Source organism: Sphingobium sp. TCM1, from assembly GCF_001650725.1.
Classification (GTDB): Bacteria; Pseudomonadota; Alphaproteobacteria; order Sphingomonadales; family Sphingomonadaceae; genus Sphingobium.
Genome location: NZ_LXVX01000012.1, coordinates 122,387 through 138,977 on the forward strand (window position 1 = coordinate 122,387; position 16,591 = coordinate 138,977).

A 16,591-nucleotide genomic window follows, 5' to 3' on the forward strand; every position below is an offset into this window, starting at 1 on the left:
GCTTGTGCGGCGGGCCGCTTCCCACTAAATCGCGCGCATGACCTCGACCAACGACATTCGCCGCTCCTTCCTCGACTATTTCGGGGCCAACGGCCACACCATCGTTCCGTCCGCCCCGCTGGTGCCGCACAACGACCCGACTTTGATGTTCGTGAATGCGGGCATGGTGCCGTTCAAGAATGTCTTTACGGGTCTGGAGACGCGCCCCTACAAGACCGCGACGTCGAGCCAGAAGTCGGTCCGCGCCGGTGGCAAGCATAATGATCTCGACAATGTCGGCTATACCGCGCGCCATCATACCTTCTTTGAAATGCTGGGGAATTTCAGCTTCGGCGACTATTTCAAGGAACAGGCGATCACCCATGCCTGGACCCTGCTGACCAAGGAATGGGGGCTGCCCGCCGACAAGCTGACCGCGACCGTCTATCACACGGACGACGAGGCGTTCGACCTGTGGAAGAAGATCGCCGGCCTGCCCGAAGAGCGCATCATCCGCATCCCGACCAAGGATAATTTCTGGGCGATGGGCGACAGCGGCCCCTGCGGTCCCTGCTCGGAAATCTTCTACGACCATGGCGACCATATCTGGGGCGGCCCTCCGGGTAGCCCGGAAGAGGATGGCGACCGGTTCGTCGAGATATGGAACCTCGTCTTCATGCAATATGAGCAGGAAGCGAACGAGATCGTCAGCGAACTGCCCAAGCCCTCGATCGACACCGGCATGGGGCTGGAGCGCATCGCCGCCGTGCTTCAGGGCGTTCACGACAATTATGATACCGACACGTTCAGGGCGCTGATCGCCGAGAGCGGCGCGCTCAGCAAGACCGCGACCGACGGCGAGCACAAGGCCAGCCATCGCGTCATCGCCGACCATTTGCGTTCGACCAGCTTCCTGATCGCGGACGGCGTGCTGCCTGCGAACGAAGGCCGTGGCTATGTCCTGCGCCGGATCATGCGCCGCGCCATGCGGCACGCCCATATCATCGGGGCGAAAGACCCGCTGATGTATCGCCTCGTCTCCAGCCTCGTCTCCGAAATGGGCGGCGCCTATCCCGAACTGGTCCGCGCCCAGCCGCTGATCGAGGAAACCCTGCTGCGCGAGGAAACCCGCTTCCGCAAGACGCTGGAAAACGGCCTGCGTCTGCTCGACGAAGCGACCGGCGACCTTGGCGAAGGCGGCACGCTGCCCGGCGAGACCGCGTTCAAGCTCTACGACACCTATGGCTTCCCCTATGACCTGACCGAGGACGCGCTGCGCTCGCGCGGCCTGACCGTCGATCGCGCCGGTTTCGACAGCGCCATGGCCGAACAGAAGGCCGCCGCGCGCGCCGCCTGGAAGGGATCGGGCGAAAAGGCGTCGGACGAAATCTGGTTCGACATCGCTGAAAAGGCCGGCAATACCGAGTTCATCGGCTATTCCTCGACCGAGGGCGAGGGCGAGGTGCTGGCGATCGTCAAGGACGGTGTGAACTTCGACAGCGCGAGCGCTGGCGACACCGTCACCATCGTCACCAACCAGACGCCTTTCTATGGCGAAAGCGGCGGCCAGATGGGCGACGCGGGCGTCATCACGTCGCAAGCCGGCCTGTCCGCGAAGGTCGAGGATACGTCCAAGCCGCTCGGTCGACTCCACGCCCATCGCGCGACGATCGAGGCGGGCAGCGTCAAGATCGGCGACACCGTCCACCTGGTCGTGGATGTGGAGCGTCGCGATCGCGTCCGCGCCAATCACAGCGCCACCCATCTGATGCACGCCGCTCTCCGCAAGGAACTGGGCGCGCATGTCACGCAGAAGGGCAGCCTGGTCGCGCCCGATCGCCTGCGCTTCGACTTCTCGCACCCCGAAGCCCTCACCCCGGCGCAGATCGCCGCGATCGAGGCCGATGTGAACGCGCAAATTCGTCACAATGAAGAGGTCACGACCCGCCTCATGACGCCCGATGACGCCATCGCGGCCGGCGCCATGGCGCTGTTCGGCGAGAAATATGGCGACGAGGTCCGCGTCCTGTCCATGGGGCGTCCGGGCGTTGGGGGCGACGAACAAAGCTATTCGGTCGAACTGTGCGGCGGCACCCATGTCCGCGCGACCGGGGACATCGCCCTGTTCAAGATCGTCTCGGAAAGCGCCGTCTCCTCGGGCGTCCGCCGGATCGAGGCACTGACCGGCGAGGCCGCGCGCCTGTGGCTGAGCGAGCGCGACGAGAAGCTGCGCCAGACCGCTGCCGCGCTCAAGACCACGCCCGAAGACGTGCCCGCGCGCATCGCCGCGCTGGTCGAACAGAGCCGCAAGCTGGAACGCGACCTCGCCGACGCGAAGAAGGCGCTGGCGCTCGGTGGCGGCGGGTCCGCCCAGGCGGCCGGTCCGGAGAAGGTCGGCAGCATCGACTTTCTCGGCCAGGTCATCGACGGGCTCGACCCCAAGGAACTGCGCGGCATCGTCGATCAGAACAAGGCGACGCTGGGCAGCGGCGTATCGGCCGTGCTCGCCGTGGTGGAAGGCCGCGCCACCATCGCGGTGGGCGTGACCGACGACCTCAAGGGGCAGATCAGCGCCGTCGATCTCGTCCGCGCGGGCGTGGAAGCGCTGGGCGGGAAGGGCGGCGGCGGCCGCCCCGACATGGCGCAGGGGGGTGGCCCCGATGGCGACAAGGCGCAGGCTGCGCTCGACGCGGTCAAGGCTGCGCTCGCCAGCGTCCCGGCCTGACGCCTGCATCCGCCTCTCCCTGCTTCGGCGGGGAGGCGGCTCCATGACGTGATCCTCAGCCGACCTGCCGCTTCGCCAGCTTGCGGGCCAGGGTGCGCCGGTGCATCCCCAGCCGCCGCGCGGCCTCGGAAATGTTGAAGTCGCTGTCCTTCAGCACTTCGTGGATATGTTCCCACTCCAGCGTCTTGATCGAAGTCGGGCGCGGCGCGAGCGGCGCGTCCGGATTCCCGCCCGACCGCGCGAATGCCGCCTCGATGTCGTCCGTGTTGGACGGCTTGGCCAGATAGTTGGTCGCACCCAGCTTGATGGCTTCCACCGCGGTCGCGATGCTGGCGAACCCGGTCAGCACGACGATCAGCATTGCGGGATCATGGGCGTGCAGCGCCTGCACGCAAGCCAGCCCGGATTGCGGCCCCAGCTTCAGGTCCACGACGGCAAATCCCGGCCGCTGCGTGGCGAGCAGGCGGTGGACCGCTTCCAGGCTGTCGGCCAGCAGCACTTCATAGCCGCGCCGCTCGAAGGAGCGCTTGAGCGTCTTGGCGAAAGCGTCGTCATCCTCGACGATCAACAACTGCCTTTCAGTCGCCAAAGCCTGTCTCCTCCAGGGCCAGTGTCGCCAGCGGCAGGCGAAGCAGGATCATCGCGCCGCCTTCCGCGCCATTGCTGGCGTCGACCCTTCCGCCCAGCTTGCGCACCACATTGACCACCAGGAACAGGCCAAGCCCGCCGCCCTGCTTGCCCTTGCTCGACCGGTATGGCTTGCCGACATCGGCGAGCATGTCATCGCTGAAACCGGGGCCATTGTCGCGCACGGCGATATGCAGCCACTGGCTGTCCCGGCTGACCATCATGTTGATATAGGTCGCGCCTGCCTCGCGCGCATTGTCGAGCAGGTTGGTCACGGCCTGGCGGATCACCGGATCGGCGACGATCCGGGGGTAATCATGGGGACCAAAGTCGCAACGCAGCGCCATGCCCGGATTGGCGCCGCGCCAGTCGCGCGCGATGATGTCGATGAAGTCGCGGACATTGGTCACTTCCGGCGCCTCGCCGCGCGCCTCGCCGGCGGACATAAGGATGCCGCTCAATATCGCCTTGCAGCGCTTGACCGCCGTCTCCATCTCGCCGACCTCCTCCACCAGCGCGGGGTGGCGATTGATTTCGGGCATGTGCCGCCAATCCCCCAGCACGACGGCCAGTTGGGCGAGGGGCGTGCCCAATTCATGCGCGGCGCCCGACGCCAGCAATCCCATCCGCACGATATGCTCTTCCTCCGCCGCCTGCTGGCGCAGCCGCGCGAGATAGGCTTCACGCACCTGGAGATTCTGGTTGATGCGGGTCATGAACAGGACCAGCAGCACCGCGATCATGGTGAAGCAGATCCAGGTGCCGACGATGTGGAGGTCGAACAGCCGCCCCTCCAGCGCGTCGCTCAGGTTGAGCGGACGGTAGGCGAAGCCAAGGCCTGCCGCACAGAGCGACGACACGGTGACGATCCCCCAGGCGCTCCACCGATGGAGCAGCATGGCCCCCAGCGCCACCTGCACCAGATAGAGCGACACGAATGGATTGGTCGCCCCGCCGCTCAGGTACAGCAGGGTCGTGAGCGCGATGACATCGAACAGCAGCGCCAGGAACAGCTCGGCATGGCTGATGTCGGTGCGGCCGCGCAGCACCATCAGGCTGCCCAGGTTCATGGCGATGGCGATGCAGGGAACCACTAGCATCGGCAGCAGCGGCAGGCGGATGCCCATGCCATGATGGACGATCAGGATGGTCGCGATCTGCCCGGCGATGGCGATCCAGCGAAGCTGGACGAGAAGCGCCATATTCTTGCGGCCGGCCGCGTCGGCGGGCCACTGGCTGGGCAACCAGCGCGCGCGGTTCGGCGCCTTGGCGCTCATCCCCGGCCGTCTTTTCCTGTCTGGCGCATGACGAGAATATAGGCGCCCAGGGTCATCGCCGCCAGTACGAACCAGGTGATCGCATATTGCAGATGATTGTTGGGGAAGGACACGACCGTCAGCCCGCCGACCGGGAAGCCGGCGGAGGAGGGGCGCGCTTCGGCATCGATGAAATAGTTGGCGACCGTGCCGATGTCCCGCGCCCGTGCGATGGCGTCCACATCCCTTGAATACCATCTGTCGGCAGCGGGATCATTGTCGCGCAGGAAGCCGCCGCCCGGCTCGGTCAGCCGCAGCAGTCCGGCGATCCGCACGGTCCCTTGCGGACGGTCATAGGCCGTCTTGCGATCGGGTACGAAGCCGCGGTTGATGAGGATGATCGTGCCGTCCTGACGGCGCAGCGGGGTGAGCACCCAATAGCCGGCGCCCCGGACGGTGGAGGCCTGCGCCAACGCGGCCTTATCATGGAGGAAGACGCCGCTCGTGGCGACGCGCCGATATTCGTCGTCGCGACGCGCGCGGTCGGGCGCCGCTACGGGCGCGGCATGGATACGGGCGTCGACGCGGGCGATCAGGTCGCGCTTCCAGCCCAGACGCTGGACCTGCCAGGCGCCGAGCGCGCAGAAGCCGGAAAAAAGAAGGAGGGCGATCAGCGTCAGGCCGATCAGGAACGCCGGGGAGCGCCGGCGGCGCCCCCCGGTTTCCGCCGTTGTCACGGCATCTCGCTCATATGCTGCATGGCGTTCATGTCGGCATGGGGCATCATGTTGGCGTTCAGATGATACATGACCCACATCGAACCCGACAGGGTGATGACGACCAGCACGATGGTCAGCATCATGGCCATGAACGACCAGCCGCCTTCGACGCGGGTGTTCATGTGCAGGAAGTAGATCATGTGGACCACCACCTGCACGGCGGCGAAGGCCATGATGATGAAGCCGGTCAGCTGCGGATTGCCGAGCGTGCCCGACATCACCAGCCAGAAGGGGATGGCGGTCAGGATCACCGACAGGCCGAACCCGATCATGTAGCTGCCATAGCTGCCATGCGCGCCTTCATCATGATGCCCATGGGCGTGGTCGTCATGATGCCCGTGGCTTTCGTGGCTGTGGACGGCATCGCTCATCGCAGCATTCCCATCAGATAGACAAAGGTGAAGACGCCGATCCAGATGACGTCGAGGAAGTGCCAGAACATGCTGAGGCACATCAGGCGGCGCTTATTGGCGGGGATCAGGCCTTTTTTCGCGACCTGCACCATCAGCGTGATCAGCCAGATCGAACCGAAGGTGACGTGCAGGCCGTGGGTGCCGACCAGGGTGAAGAAGGCCGACAGGAAAGCCGAACGCCACGGGCCCGCACCCTCATGGATCAGGTGCGAGAATTCGTAGAGTTCGATGAACAGGAACGCTCCGCCGAACAGCAAGGTGACGAGCAGCCAGCCCTGGGTGGCGCTGACCCTGTTCTTTTCCATCGCCAGCATGGCGAAGCCGTAGGTGATCGAAGAGAAGAGCAGCATCGCGGTGTTGAGCGCGATGAGGTTCAGGTCGAACAGATCCTTCGGCCCCGGCCCGCCGGCGAAATTGCCGCCGAGCACGGCATAGGTGGCGAAGAGGATGGCGAAGATGAGGCAGTCGCTCATCAGGTACATCCAGAAGCCCAGCATGGTGCTGTGGCCTTCATGGAGGTGCGGTTCCTCGGGCAGATGATAGGCCCGAGGTTCCATGGTGGTCGCAGTTGCGCTGCTCATGATGGTCAGACTCCCGCCGCGAGGATGCGCGTGCGCTCTTCCTCGGTGCGCGTGACGACATCCGCCGGGATGTAGAAGTCGCGCTTGTAGTTGAAGGTGTGGCCGATGGCGACCGCGATCAGACCCAGGAAGCTGAGGCCGGCGAGCCACCAGATATACCAGATCAGCGCGAAGCCGCAGACCGTGGCGAGGGCGGCCAGGATGACGCCGGCGCCGGTGCTGCTGGGCATGTGGATCGCCTGATAGCCGGTCAGCGGACGCTGATAGCCGTTCTTCTTCATGTCCGCCCAGCTGTCGGCGTCATAGACGACCGGCGTGAAGGCGAAATTATACTCCGGCGGGGGCGAGCTGGTCGCCCATTCCAGCGTGCGGCCATCCCAGGGATCGCCCTCCACCTTCAGCTCGTCGCGCTTCCAGATGGAGACGGCGAACTGCACCAGCATTGCACCGATGCCGGCCGCGACGATCGCGGCGCCGATCGCGGCGATGACGAACCAGATCTGCAAAGACGGATCGTCGAACACGCGCATCCGGCGGGTCACGCCCATCAGCCCCATGATGTAGAGCGGGGTGAAGGCCAGCCAGAAGCCGATGTTCCAGCACCAGAAGGACACATGGCCCCAGAACTGGTTGAGCTTGAAGCCGAACGCCTTGGGCCACCAGTAGTTGATCGCGGCGAACAGGCCGAACAGCACGCCGCCGATGATGACGTTGTGGAAGTGCGCGATCAGGAACAGCGAATTGTGCAGCACGAAGTCCGCAGGCGGCACCGCCAGCAGCACGCCGGTCATGCCGCCGACCGTGAAGGTCAGCATGAACGCCACCGTCCACATCATCGGCAGTTCGAAGCGGACGCGGCCGCGATACATGGTGAACAGCCAGTTGAACAGCTTGGCGCCCGTCGGGATCGAGATGATCATCGTCGTGATGCCGAAGAAGCTGTTGACGCTGGCGCCCGATCCCATGGTGAAGAAGTGGTGCAGCCACACCAGGTAGGACAGCACCATGATGGTGCAGGTGGCGTAGACCATCGACGTGTAGCCGAACAGGCGCTTGCCGCAGAAGGTGGAGACGACTTCAGAGAAGACGCCGAACAGCGGCAGGATGAGGATATAGACTTCCGGGTGGCCCCAGATCCAGATCAGGTTCACGTACATCATCGGGTTGCCGCCGAAGTCGTTCGTGAAGAAGTTGGTGCCGGCATAACGGTCGAGCGACAGCAGGACCAGCGTGGCGGTCAGGATCGGGAAGGAGGCGACGATCAGGACGTTCGCGCACAGCGAGGTCCAGGTGAAGACCGGCATCTTCATGAGCGACATGCCCGGCGCGCGCATCTTCACGATGGTCGCGATCAGGTTGATGCCCGACAATGTCGTGCCGACGCCTGCCACCTGCAACGCCCAGATATAATAATCGACACCCGTGGCCGGGCTGTAGTCGATCCCCGACAGCGGCGGATAGGCGAGCCAGCCGGTCTGGGCGAACTCGCCCAGGAACAGCGAAGCCATCACCAGCACCGCGCCGCCCGTCGTCATCCAGAAGGAAAAATTGTTGAGGAACGGGAAGCTGACGTCGCGCGCGCCGATCTGCAACGGGACGATATAGTTCATCAGGCCGGTGATGAACGGCATCGCCACGAAGAAGATCATGATCACGCCATGGGCGGTGAACACCTGGTCATAATGGTGGGCGTTCAGATAGCCCTCCGACCCGCCAAAAGCCAAAGCCTGTTGCAGGCGCATCATGATGGCATCGGCAAAGCCGCGCAGGAACATGATGAGGCCCAGCACCATGTACATGATGCCGATCTTCTTGTGATCGACGCTGGTGAACCACTCCTTCCAGAGATAGCCCCAGAGCTTGAAATAGGTCAGCGCCGCGACCAGCGCCGCGCCGCCCAGCACCACCGCGCAGAATGTCGCGACGACGATGGGCTCATGCCATGGGAAGCTGTCCCATGTCAGACGACCGAAGATCATCTGTGCTGTTGTCATTGTGCCAGTCATGGGCCTTACCGATGCTGCGCGTGCGCGTCAGCGCCGCTGTGAGAGGAGTGATCGGCCGGAGCCTTTTCAGCGCCGGGCGCGTCGGGGGCGGTCTGCTTGCCTTCGTTGCGCTCCGTCTGGTCGATCACATGGCTGTTGGGGAAGTCATACTGGAGACCGTGCGTCTCCTTCGCCGCTTCCTTGCCCGCGCCGCCCATCTGGTCGATGTGCATCAGCTCGCTCATGCAGCGCTGGCCGGGCTTGGGGCAAAGGTTCACGACCGCGTCGAACAGCTTGGGATCGGCGGCGGTGAAATAGGCCACGGGCGCCTTTTCGCTGGGCTTGGCCAGGGTCAGATAGACGTTGCGGTCTAGCGCCGCGCCGCTGGCCTTCACCTTGGCGACCCAGGCGTCGAAACCGGCCTGATCCAGCGCCTTGTACCCGAAGCGCATGTGGGTGAAGCCCGCGCCCGAATAGTTGGCGGAAAAGCCGGTGCCGGACACCGCCTTGTTGGCGACGGCGTGCAGCTGCGTCTTCATGCCGGGCATGGCGTAGATCTGGCCGGCCAGTTCGGGGACGTAGAAGCTGTTCATGACGGTCGATGCCGTGATGTCGAAGCGGACCGGGACATTGGTCGGCAGCGCCAGCTCATTGACCGTCGCAACCCCCAGTTCCGGGTAGATGAACAGCCATTTCCAGTCGAGCGCGACGACCTGCACCGTCAGCGGCTTGACCTTCGGGTCGATCGCGGTCTTCGCGTCGATCCGGTCGAGCGGGCGATAGGGGTCCAGCTTGTGGGTGCTGACCCAGGTCAGCGCGCCCAGCGCGATGATGATCAGCAGCGGCGCCGACCAGATCAGCAGCTCCAGCTTGGTGCTATGATCCCAGTCCGGATCATAGTCCTTCTGGGTCGCCTCGTTCGTGGCGCGATAGCGCACCGCGAACCAGACGACCATCGCCATGACGGGGACGACGATCAGCAGCATCAGCGCGGTCGAGATCAGGATCAGATCGCGCTGCTGCACTGCAATATCGCCCGACGGGTTCATCACGACCCAGTTGCAGCCCGCCAGCGGCGCCGCAAGGATCGGAGCGGACCAGCGCAGGAGCCTGATCCGGTGGGGGGAGGGAGCGGTAGACATGGCGCGCGACTAGCGGGTCCGCACGGAGTCGGCCAGTGGGCAATTTGTCCAATTGTGTGCGGCCGCAAAAAATGTTCTGGGTGTGGGATACTGCTTAGACTCTGTGGGTTTTCTGTTATGTTGCCATTCTCTGGCCGTCGGAAGACTTGAAACAGGCGCCGCCGGCCCAGCTAGGGAGCGGATGCTTATGAGTTCTGGGGCCATTGCCTTCACCTCCACGCAACTTGAGGATGACGCGCGGAAGATCAACGCGCGCGACCATTCGATTGCGCCGGGGGATATCTCGATCGGGGTGATTATCGGTCGCACCTCCGAATTTTTCGATTTCTTCGTCTACGCCATCGCTTCGGTGATCGTGTTTCCCAGTTTGGTCTTTCCCTATGTGGATGCGCTGACCGGCACCCTTTATTCCTTCGCCATCTTCGCGGTGGCGTTCATCACCCGACCGATCGGCTCGCTGATCTTCATGGCCATCGACCGACGCTACGGCCGTGGCACCAAATTGACGATCGCCCTGTTCCTGCTGGGCGGATCGACCGCCTCGATCGCCTTCATGCCCGGCTATGCGACGATCGGCCATTATGCGGCCGTGGTGCTGCTCATCCTGCGCGCCGCGCAGGGGATCGCGCTCGGCGGCACTTGGGACGGCCTCGCATCGCTCCTTTCGCTCAACGCGCCGCAGCATCAGCGCGGCTGGTACGCGATGGTGCCGCAACTCGGCGCGCCGCTGGCGCTGCTGGTGGCGAGCGGACTGTTTGCCTTCTTCCTGCTCAACATGACGGAGGCGGACTTTCTCGACTGGGGCTGGCGCTATCCCTTCTTCGTCGCCTTTGCGATCAACGTCGTGGCGCTCTTCGCCCGTCTGCGGATCGTGGTCACGCATGAATTCGAACGGCTGTTCGAGCAGCGGGATCTGCAACCCTCGCCCGTCCTGCCCACGGTGAAGGCGGAAGGACGCAACATCATCATCGGCGCCTTCGCCCCGCTGGCCAGCTTCGCGCTGTTCCACATGGTGACGGTGTTCCCGCTCAGCTGGGTCGCGCTTTACACCGACCAGCCGCTCGAACGCTTCCTCATCATCGAAATGATCGGGGCGTCGGTCGGCCTGCTCGCCATCGTCGTGTCTGGCTTCATCGCGGACCAGATCGGCCGCCGTTCGCTCCTCGCATGGTCGGCGCTCGGCATCGCGATCTTCAGCGTCATGGCGCCGTTGCTGCTCAACGGTGGGGAACTGGGCGAGGTCGCCTTCATGATCCTCGGCTTCATGCTGCTTGGCCTCGCTTTCGGTCAGTCGTCGGGCGTGGTGGCGTCCAACTTCGCCACGGAGGCGCGCTACACCGGATCGGCGCTCACCTCCGATCTTGCCTGGCTGGTCGGCGCAGGCTTCGCCCCGCTGGTGGCGCTGCTGCTGTCGGTGAAGTTCGGCCTGGCCGCCTCGGGCATCTATCTTCTGTCTGGCGCGGTGGCGACGATGGTCGCGCTCTACGTCAACAAGGAGCTGGCCGGCCGCGACCGTTAAGCGGCGGCCCGCATCCGCTCGAGCGCCTTGCGGTCGAACCATCCGGTCAGGCCGGGGCGCGGGCGGAAGCGGGGCAGCCAGTCCGCATAGAGACTATCCAGACGCGCGGGGAGGCCGACCGGCCCCTCGCGCGTCATGATGTCCGACACGATCCGGTTCTGGAAGAAGCGGACCGAATAATTGATGAGCCGCTTATACTGCATCGCCCAGGTCGATGGGCGGGCGAACCTCACCTGCTCCGCCAGAAATCCCGCCCCATCGCAGGCCAGCACCCGGTCATGCTCCCAATGGCTGTCATCCCTGAGGTCGGTATGCGCCCATGCCGCGATCATCCCGTCATCGCCGATCAGGTCATCGGGCAGCCGCAGCGCGCGCGCGCGGATCGCCGTGACGAAACGGCCCGACAGCGCATAAAGATCGCCGAACAGGCCGCCCTCGGCGCGCAGCCCCGCGCGATAGGCCTCCACCATCCGCCCGTTCATCGGCATTCCGGCGGCGGCATTGGCGGCTGGATGGGCGGCCAGGTCGGCTACCAGCGCGTCGATCGAACCCGCTGCAATCTCGGCGTCACCGTCCATGAAGATCACCGCGTCATCATCCCCGGTCAGCAGGTCGTGGACGCAATGATTCCAGGTGCGTGACTTGCCGCCCTGCGCGATGTCATGGACGATCACGTTCGTGCGTCCGCCCGCCGCAGCCCTGGCCCGCTCGACCGTGGCGTCTGTAGTGCCGTTCACCAGAACATGAAACAGCGTGCCTGGCCGGTCCAGTGGCAGCGAGGCGAGGCAGCCGGCGATCCGGCGCTCCTCCTGATGGGCGAAGATGGCGACCGTGACGGTCATCGGATCAACGAAAGTCCCAGCCTTGCTGGCCGTGCTGGGCCGCATCGAGCCCGGCGGCTTCCATCGGTGCATCGACCCGCATCGGGATGATGATCGACACGATCAGCGCCGCGATCGCGCTCCCCACCATCGCCCACAGCGCCACGATCAGGACACCGATCGCCTGATAGATCAGCGCGCTGCTGAAATGGACATCGGCGTCGAAGCCGACGCCGCCGAACAGGGGCAGGGCGAAGACCGGCAACAGCAGGGCGCCGGTAGCGCCGCCCACCCCGTGGATCAGGAAGATGCCTGCGCCGTCATCGACCCTGCGGCCGACAATGGCTGCGGCGATCCGGCTGGCCAGCGCCGCGATCACGCCGATCAGCATCGCGCCGCCGGTCCCGACCAGCGCGGCGGAGGCGGCAATGGCGGCGATGCCCGCCAGCGCGCCGGACAGGATGCCGCTCGCGCTGCTGCGCGCCGACAGCAGCTGGTCCAGCAAGGCCCAGGTCAGCGCCGCCGCGCAGGCGGCGAGATGATGGTTGAGCAGGGCGGTCGCGGCGTCGTCGGTCGCGCCCAGCGCCCATCCGCCGACAAGTCCAGACAGGCCGATCCAGACCAGCGCGCTACCCGCCATGCTCAGCACCATGCTATGGCCTCCGCCGGACGGCTCCCGCCGCGGGCCGACGATCAGGGCAAGCGCCAGCACGGAAAAGCCGGCGACCATATGGACGACCAGCCCGCCAGCGAAATCCATGACGCCCAGCCCCGCCAGCCAGCCGCCGGCCCAGACTGCATGGGCGACCGGCACATAGACCAGCAACAGCCACAGCAGCGTGAAGGGCAAGAACCAGCCGATCCGCGTCCGCTCCGCCACCCCGCCGACCAGCAGGCAGGCGGCGACCAACGCCGCGGCCAGCTGGAACAGGACGAAGGCCGATTCCGGCACCGTCAGACCGTCGCGCAACTGGCCCAGATTGGCGAGGAGGAGATTGCCTCCGCCGCCCAGCCATTCGCTGCCCGGCGCATAGACCAGGCTGTAGCCGGCAATCGCCCAGCCGATCGAGGCGACGGCCGCCACCCCGGCGCCCTGCGCCATGACGGACAGGGCGTTGCGGACATTCACTTGTCCGGCGTGACGCAGCATCAGGCCGGGCAGCGCAGCCGCGAACATTAGCAGCGCACAGAGCATCATCCAGGCCGTATCCCCGCTGTCGGCCACAGCGACCTGCGCGCGCGCCGCGTCCGGCGCCACCAGCAGGAAAATCAGGGAGAGGGCGGCATAAGGGCGCATCAAATGGTCCGTCGGGTCGAGAGGCGTCCGCTTCTAGCCGCATCAGGGTGAAGAATTTGATAAGGATGCCGCCGGCCCCACCTCAAGCCATTTGGTGATATTCAGTCACGAAATAGCATATATGATGCGTTCAATTCACGAAAGTTGCCACTTTCGCGCAACTGTCTATTTCGTTGTAGCCGGGGCCGCGATGCCCGCCTTTCACAAGTTTCTCCCTGGGTCAAAGCTGGTCCGTCGGTCTCGTCGTAGCCGGTCGTTGGGCACGGTCGGGCGGTGTTCCGAAATTGCGGCACGCCGCAGGATGTTGAGAGAAAATCGGCCGGGCAATGGTCGAGCCAACGATATGGTTCGCAATCGCCTCACTTGCGTTGTACGGCCAGCGCAACATGACCTATGGTGCGGTAATGATCGGTTTGCAGCTGAGTTCAATATGTCCTTGTCGGACCTGATCGCCACAAGTCCGATAGCGGCCCTGATCTGTGATCCGCGACAGGCTGATGTTCCGATCGTGGCCTGCAATGCCGCGTTCGAAGCGCTGACGGGCTATGCATCTGACGAAGTGGTGGGGCGCAATTGCCGGTTCTTGACCGGGACCGGGACAGAACCTTGGCTGACCGAAAGCCTGCGGACGGCGATCCGCAACCGCCGCCCCATCCTGGTCGAAATCCTCAATTACAAGAAGGACGGTACGCCGTTTCGGAATGCCGTGCTGGTGGCGCCGATTTTCGACGAAACCGGAACATTACTATATTATCTCGGGTCTCTCATGGAGATCAGGGAAACGGTCGGTGACGCATCCGACGCTGCCAGGCGGTCGGATGCGTATATGCGTGTCTCCGCGCTGACGAGACGTCAGCGCGAGGTTCTGATCCAGATGGCGGCGGGGCAACTGAATAAGCAGATCGCCCATGCGCTGAACCTGTCGGAGCGCACCGTGAAAATGCACAAGGCCGCCTTGCTCAAGGCATTGGACGTATCGACGCCGGCGGACGCCATTCGACTGGCGGTTGAGGCCGGCTATTGACGGCCTGCGCCGGACGAATTGGCGGGCATTTTGCTGTCTTGCAACCCCTGTGCCGTTGCTACCCTGAACTGATTGCTTGGGCATTGAATGAGTAGCCCCTAGATTACATCGAGATGTTCTACAACCCGGTGCACAAGTCTGGCAAGGCACAGTGGAGGCTGGCCAATCGGTGCTATGACGCCGAATGGTTCAGGGACGCCGTTGAAAAGAAGATCATCAACCTTGCGTTCCAGACCGCAAATCCCGCTCCATGCCCGTCCAATACGAGGCGCACCGATACAAGCATCGCAACCGCATCGAGATTATGCTCGGCCGCCTCTACGACTGACGTCCGCGTCGCAATCCGCTACGATCGGAGTGGGACCGTCTTCTTCTCCGCCCTTGCGGACGGCGCCCCCCTCTCTTCTGGCTGTGATCAGCGAGTTCTGAGCCTTGAACGCGCGTCCTGCATCTCATTCAATGCAGCGCGCTCGAGTCACCAGCATCGGAATTGAGCCGGGTCGGCATGGCCCGACCGTCGATCGCGGCAAAAATGTTCGCCTTCGCCGTTCGGAACAAAGCCTGTAGATTTTCCTGGGTATGGGAGATCTCGTGACCGGTCAGGATCGCCTTGGGGTGATCGCGCAGCGGACTGGCCATTGGCAAGGGTTCGAATTCGAAGACGTCCAGTGCGATGCCTCCCAGATGCGCCACCACCTCCGGATCAGAGAGCGCGGCTTCGTCGATCACCGCGCCCCGCGACAGGTTGATGAGGATCGCCCCCTTCTTCATTGCCATGAATTGCGCTTTGGAAAGCATGTAATGCGTGTCGCTCGTCAGCGGCAGGAGCGGCAGAACGATATCGCTGCGCTGAAGCAGGGTGGCCAGATCGCAATGGTTGATATTTTGCTGATTCGTCGCGTTGGCGGTACGGGTGCACAGTAGGATATCGGCGCCCCATCCCGCGAGGCGCTGGACCAGCGCACGCGCGATGTTGCCGAAACCTATGATGCCGATCGTCTTGCCCTTCAGCATCCTGGCCGTGGGCGGACCGGCGCGCGCCACGCCCTGTCGTAACCGATCCTCGACCGCCCGGATCTGGTAGAGCGACATCAGCATGAAAAGAAAGGCCGCCTCTGCGACGCTTTCAAAATTTTCCGTTACATGCCCATTGGCCACGCTGATGCCCCGTGCCGTCGCTTCCGCGACATCGACGCCCTCAAATCCGAGCGACGGAATGACGACAGCCTTCAATCGTGGCGCGCGCGCCATGTCCTGAGCGGTGCAGGGAACGGCAAAGGCGACCAGAATGTCCACGGCTTCCCAGCCCGCACATTCGGAAGGTGATCCGATATCGTAAAGGCTTCGGACATGCGCTGCCTGATCCGGGATCGCACCCGCCAGTTGCTCAAGAAACGGTTTAGCACTTCCGGGGCCAACGAAAAGAATATTGTGCATGATTAATGCGTCCCCATATCTGCTTGCGACCATGTTCGGGATCGACCCGAAATAGTCGATGACCGTGGGTGCCATTAATCAGCGCGAGGTGACAAATTGCGCTGTCCCGAATTTGTCCTCAAGAGTCATATCCTGTCACTCATCGCCGTTCGCTTGCCGTGGCGGCCGTGCCAAGCATCGCGCCAACATATCGGTCAGAATGGGACGGTGAGGATGTTGATAGACGGACAGGGCGCGGCAGTGGTGACCGGCGGTGCTTCGGGGCTGGGTGAAGCGACGGCCAGGGCATTGGCCTCGGCCGGTGCGCGGGTCGCGATCTTCGACATGAATGAGACGGTTGGCGAGGCGGTAGCCAAGGACATCGGCGGCCTGTTCTGCAAGGTCGACGTGACGTCCGACGAGCAGGTCGATGCAGGCTTTGCCAAGGCCCGCGCCGCCCATGGGCAGGAACGCATCCTCGTCAACTGCGCGGGCATAGCGAACGGCATCAAGACTGCGTCGCGCAACAAGGCGGACGGCAGCACGGCGCGCTTCCCGATGAAGGATTTCGAACGGGTCGTGCAGATCAACCTGATGGGCACGTTCCGCTGCATCGCCGCTGCCACGCAGGGGATGCTCGATCTGGACCCGCTGGCCGATGGCGAGCGGGGAGCGATCATCTGCACTGCCAGCGTCGCGGCGCAGGATGGCCAGATGGGGCAGGCGGCTTATTCGGCGTCCAAAGCTGGCGTGCTGGGCATGACGTTGCCGATCGCGCGCGATCTGATGGGGGAGGGCATTCGCATCAACACCATCCTGCCCGGCCTTTTCCTGACCCCGATGATGCGCGGCCTGCCGGAAAATGTGCAGGTCGCCCTGGGGGCTTCGGTGCCCTTCCCCAAGCGTCTTGGCGCGCCGGAGGAATATGCGGCGCTGGCGCTGCACATGATCGGCAACAGCTATCTGAACGGCGAGTCCGTCCGTCTCGACGGCGCGATCCGTCTCGCTCCTCGCTGAACAGGGAACG

General features: G+C 64.2%; 14 protein-coding genes. 4 read left to right on the forward strand and 10 right to left on the reverse strand.

All coding sequences use genetic code 11. The features are described from left to right. Window positions 1–37: 37 nt before the first annotated feature. Complete coding sequence (gene alaS / locus A7Q26_RS09560) at window positions 38–2,704, forward strand: alanine--tRNA ligase (RefSeq protein WP_066859157.1); 2,667 nt, start codon at window positions 38–40, stop codon at window positions 2,702–2,704. A 55-nt stretch (window positions 2,705–2,759) separates the two neighbouring features. Here the strand turns inward: alaS and A7Q26_RS09565 are convergent, their stop codons facing one another. From A7Q26_RS09565 to cyoA, 7 genes are read right to left on the reverse strand one after another with little or no spacing between them, the layout of a single operon-like run. Further along, window positions 2,760–3,293, reverse strand: coding sequence for a response regulator transcription factor (locus tag A7Q26_RS09565; RefSeq protein ID WP_066859158.1), 534 nt, complete (start codon window positions 3,291–3,293; stop codon window positions 2,760–2,762). After that, entirely contained in the window at window positions 3,283–4,608 is a 1,326-nt protein-coding gene (locus tag A7Q26_RS09570) for an ATP-binding protein (RefSeq protein WP_066859159.1), read from the reverse strand. The genes A7Q26_RS09565 and A7Q26_RS09570 overlap by 11 nt, the downstream gene beginning before the upstream one ends. Beyond that, window positions 4,605–5,324 (reverse strand): SURF1 family protein, encoded by a 720-nt coding sequence (locus A7Q26_RS09575; RefSeq protein ID WP_066859160.1) that lies wholly within the window; start codon window positions 5,322–5,324, stop codon window positions 4,605–4,607. Before A7Q26_RS09575 ends, A7Q26_RS09570 begins: the two co-directional genes overlap by 4 nt. Further along, a complete protein-coding gene (cyoD, locus tag A7Q26_RS09580; RefSeq protein ID WP_066859161.1) occupies window positions 5,321–5,737 on the reverse strand; it encodes a cytochrome o ubiquinol oxidase subunit IV in 417 nt (138 codons plus the stop codon). Before cyoD ends, A7Q26_RS09575 begins: the two co-directional genes overlap by 4 nt. After that, window positions 5,734–6,336: a cytochrome o ubiquinol oxidase subunit III gene (cyoC, locus tag A7Q26_RS09585; RefSeq protein ID WP_232313762.1), complete on the reverse strand. Its 603-nt coding sequence runs from the start codon at window positions 6,334–6,336 to the stop codon at window positions 5,734–5,736. Before cyoC ends, cyoD begins: the two co-directional genes overlap by 4 nt. 29 nt (window positions 6,337–6,365) lie before the next feature. Continuing rightward, window positions 6,366–8,366, reverse strand: coding sequence for a cytochrome o ubiquinol oxidase subunit I (cyoB, locus tag A7Q26_RS09590; protein ID WP_066859163.1), 2,001 nt, complete (start codon window positions 8,364–8,366; stop codon window positions 6,366–6,368). A 5-nt stretch (window positions 8,367–8,371) separates the two neighbouring features. Further along, window positions 8,372–9,487 carry a ubiquinol oxidase subunit II gene (gene cyoA, locus A7Q26_RS09595; protein WP_084439059.1) on the reverse strand — a complete coding sequence of 372 codons (1,116 nt, stop codon included), beginning with the start codon at window positions 9,485–9,487 and terminating at the stop codon, window positions 8,372–8,374. A 187-nt stretch (window positions 9,488–9,674) separates the two neighbouring features. Between cyoA and A7Q26_RS09600 the strand changes: the two genes are divergently transcribed. Continuing rightward, window positions 9,675–11,006: an MFS transporter gene (locus tag A7Q26_RS09600; RefSeq protein ID WP_066859165.1), complete on the forward strand. Its 1,332-nt coding sequence runs from the start codon at window positions 9,675–9,677 to the stop codon at window positions 11,004–11,006. On the opposite strand, the gene A7Q26_RS09605 is transcribed toward A7Q26_RS09600, so the two are convergent. Together A7Q26_RS09605 and A7Q26_RS09610 are read right to left on the reverse strand one after the other, a co-directional pair. Continuing rightward, the gene (locus A7Q26_RS09605) at window positions 11,003–11,848 is read right to left on the reverse strand and encodes a glycosyltransferase (protein ID WP_066859166.1); all 846 of its coding nucleotides are present in this window, start codon (window positions 11,846–11,848) and stop codon (window positions 11,003–11,005) included. The genes A7Q26_RS09600 and A7Q26_RS09605 overlap by 4 nt on opposite strands. A gap of 4 nt (window positions 11,849–11,852) precedes the next feature. After that, window positions 11,853–13,124, reverse strand: coding sequence for an ammonium transporter (locus A7Q26_RS09610; RefSeq protein WP_066859167.1), 1,272 nt, complete (start codon window positions 13,122–13,124; stop codon window positions 11,853–11,855). 430 nt (window positions 13,125–13,554) lie between these two features. Here A7Q26_RS09610 and A7Q26_RS09615 point away from each other — a divergent pair, with 430 nt between their 5' ends. After that, window positions 13,555–14,148, forward strand: a complete 594-nt coding sequence (locus tag A7Q26_RS09615) for a PAS domain-containing protein (protein ID WP_198162913.1) — start codon at window positions 13,555–13,557, stop codon at window positions 14,146–14,148. Between the two features lie 456 nt (window positions 14,149–14,604). Here A7Q26_RS09615 and A7Q26_RS09620 read toward each other — a convergent pair whose 3' ends face one another. Beyond that, window positions 14,605–15,660 (reverse strand): NAD(P)-dependent oxidoreductase, encoded by a 1,056-nt coding sequence (locus A7Q26_RS09620; RefSeq protein WP_066859168.1) that lies wholly within the window; start codon window positions 15,658–15,660, stop codon window positions 14,605–14,607. Between the two features lie 138 nt (window positions 15,661–15,798). On the opposite strand from A7Q26_RS09620, the gene A7Q26_RS09625 reads away from it, so the two are divergent. Then, window positions 15,799–16,581 carry an SDR family NAD(P)-dependent oxidoreductase gene (locus A7Q26_RS09625; RefSeq protein WP_066859169.1) on the forward strand — a complete coding sequence of 261 codons (783 nt, stop codon included), beginning with the start codon at window positions 15,799–15,801 and terminating at the stop codon, window positions 16,579–16,581. Window positions 16,582–16,591 lie beyond the last annotated feature (10 nt).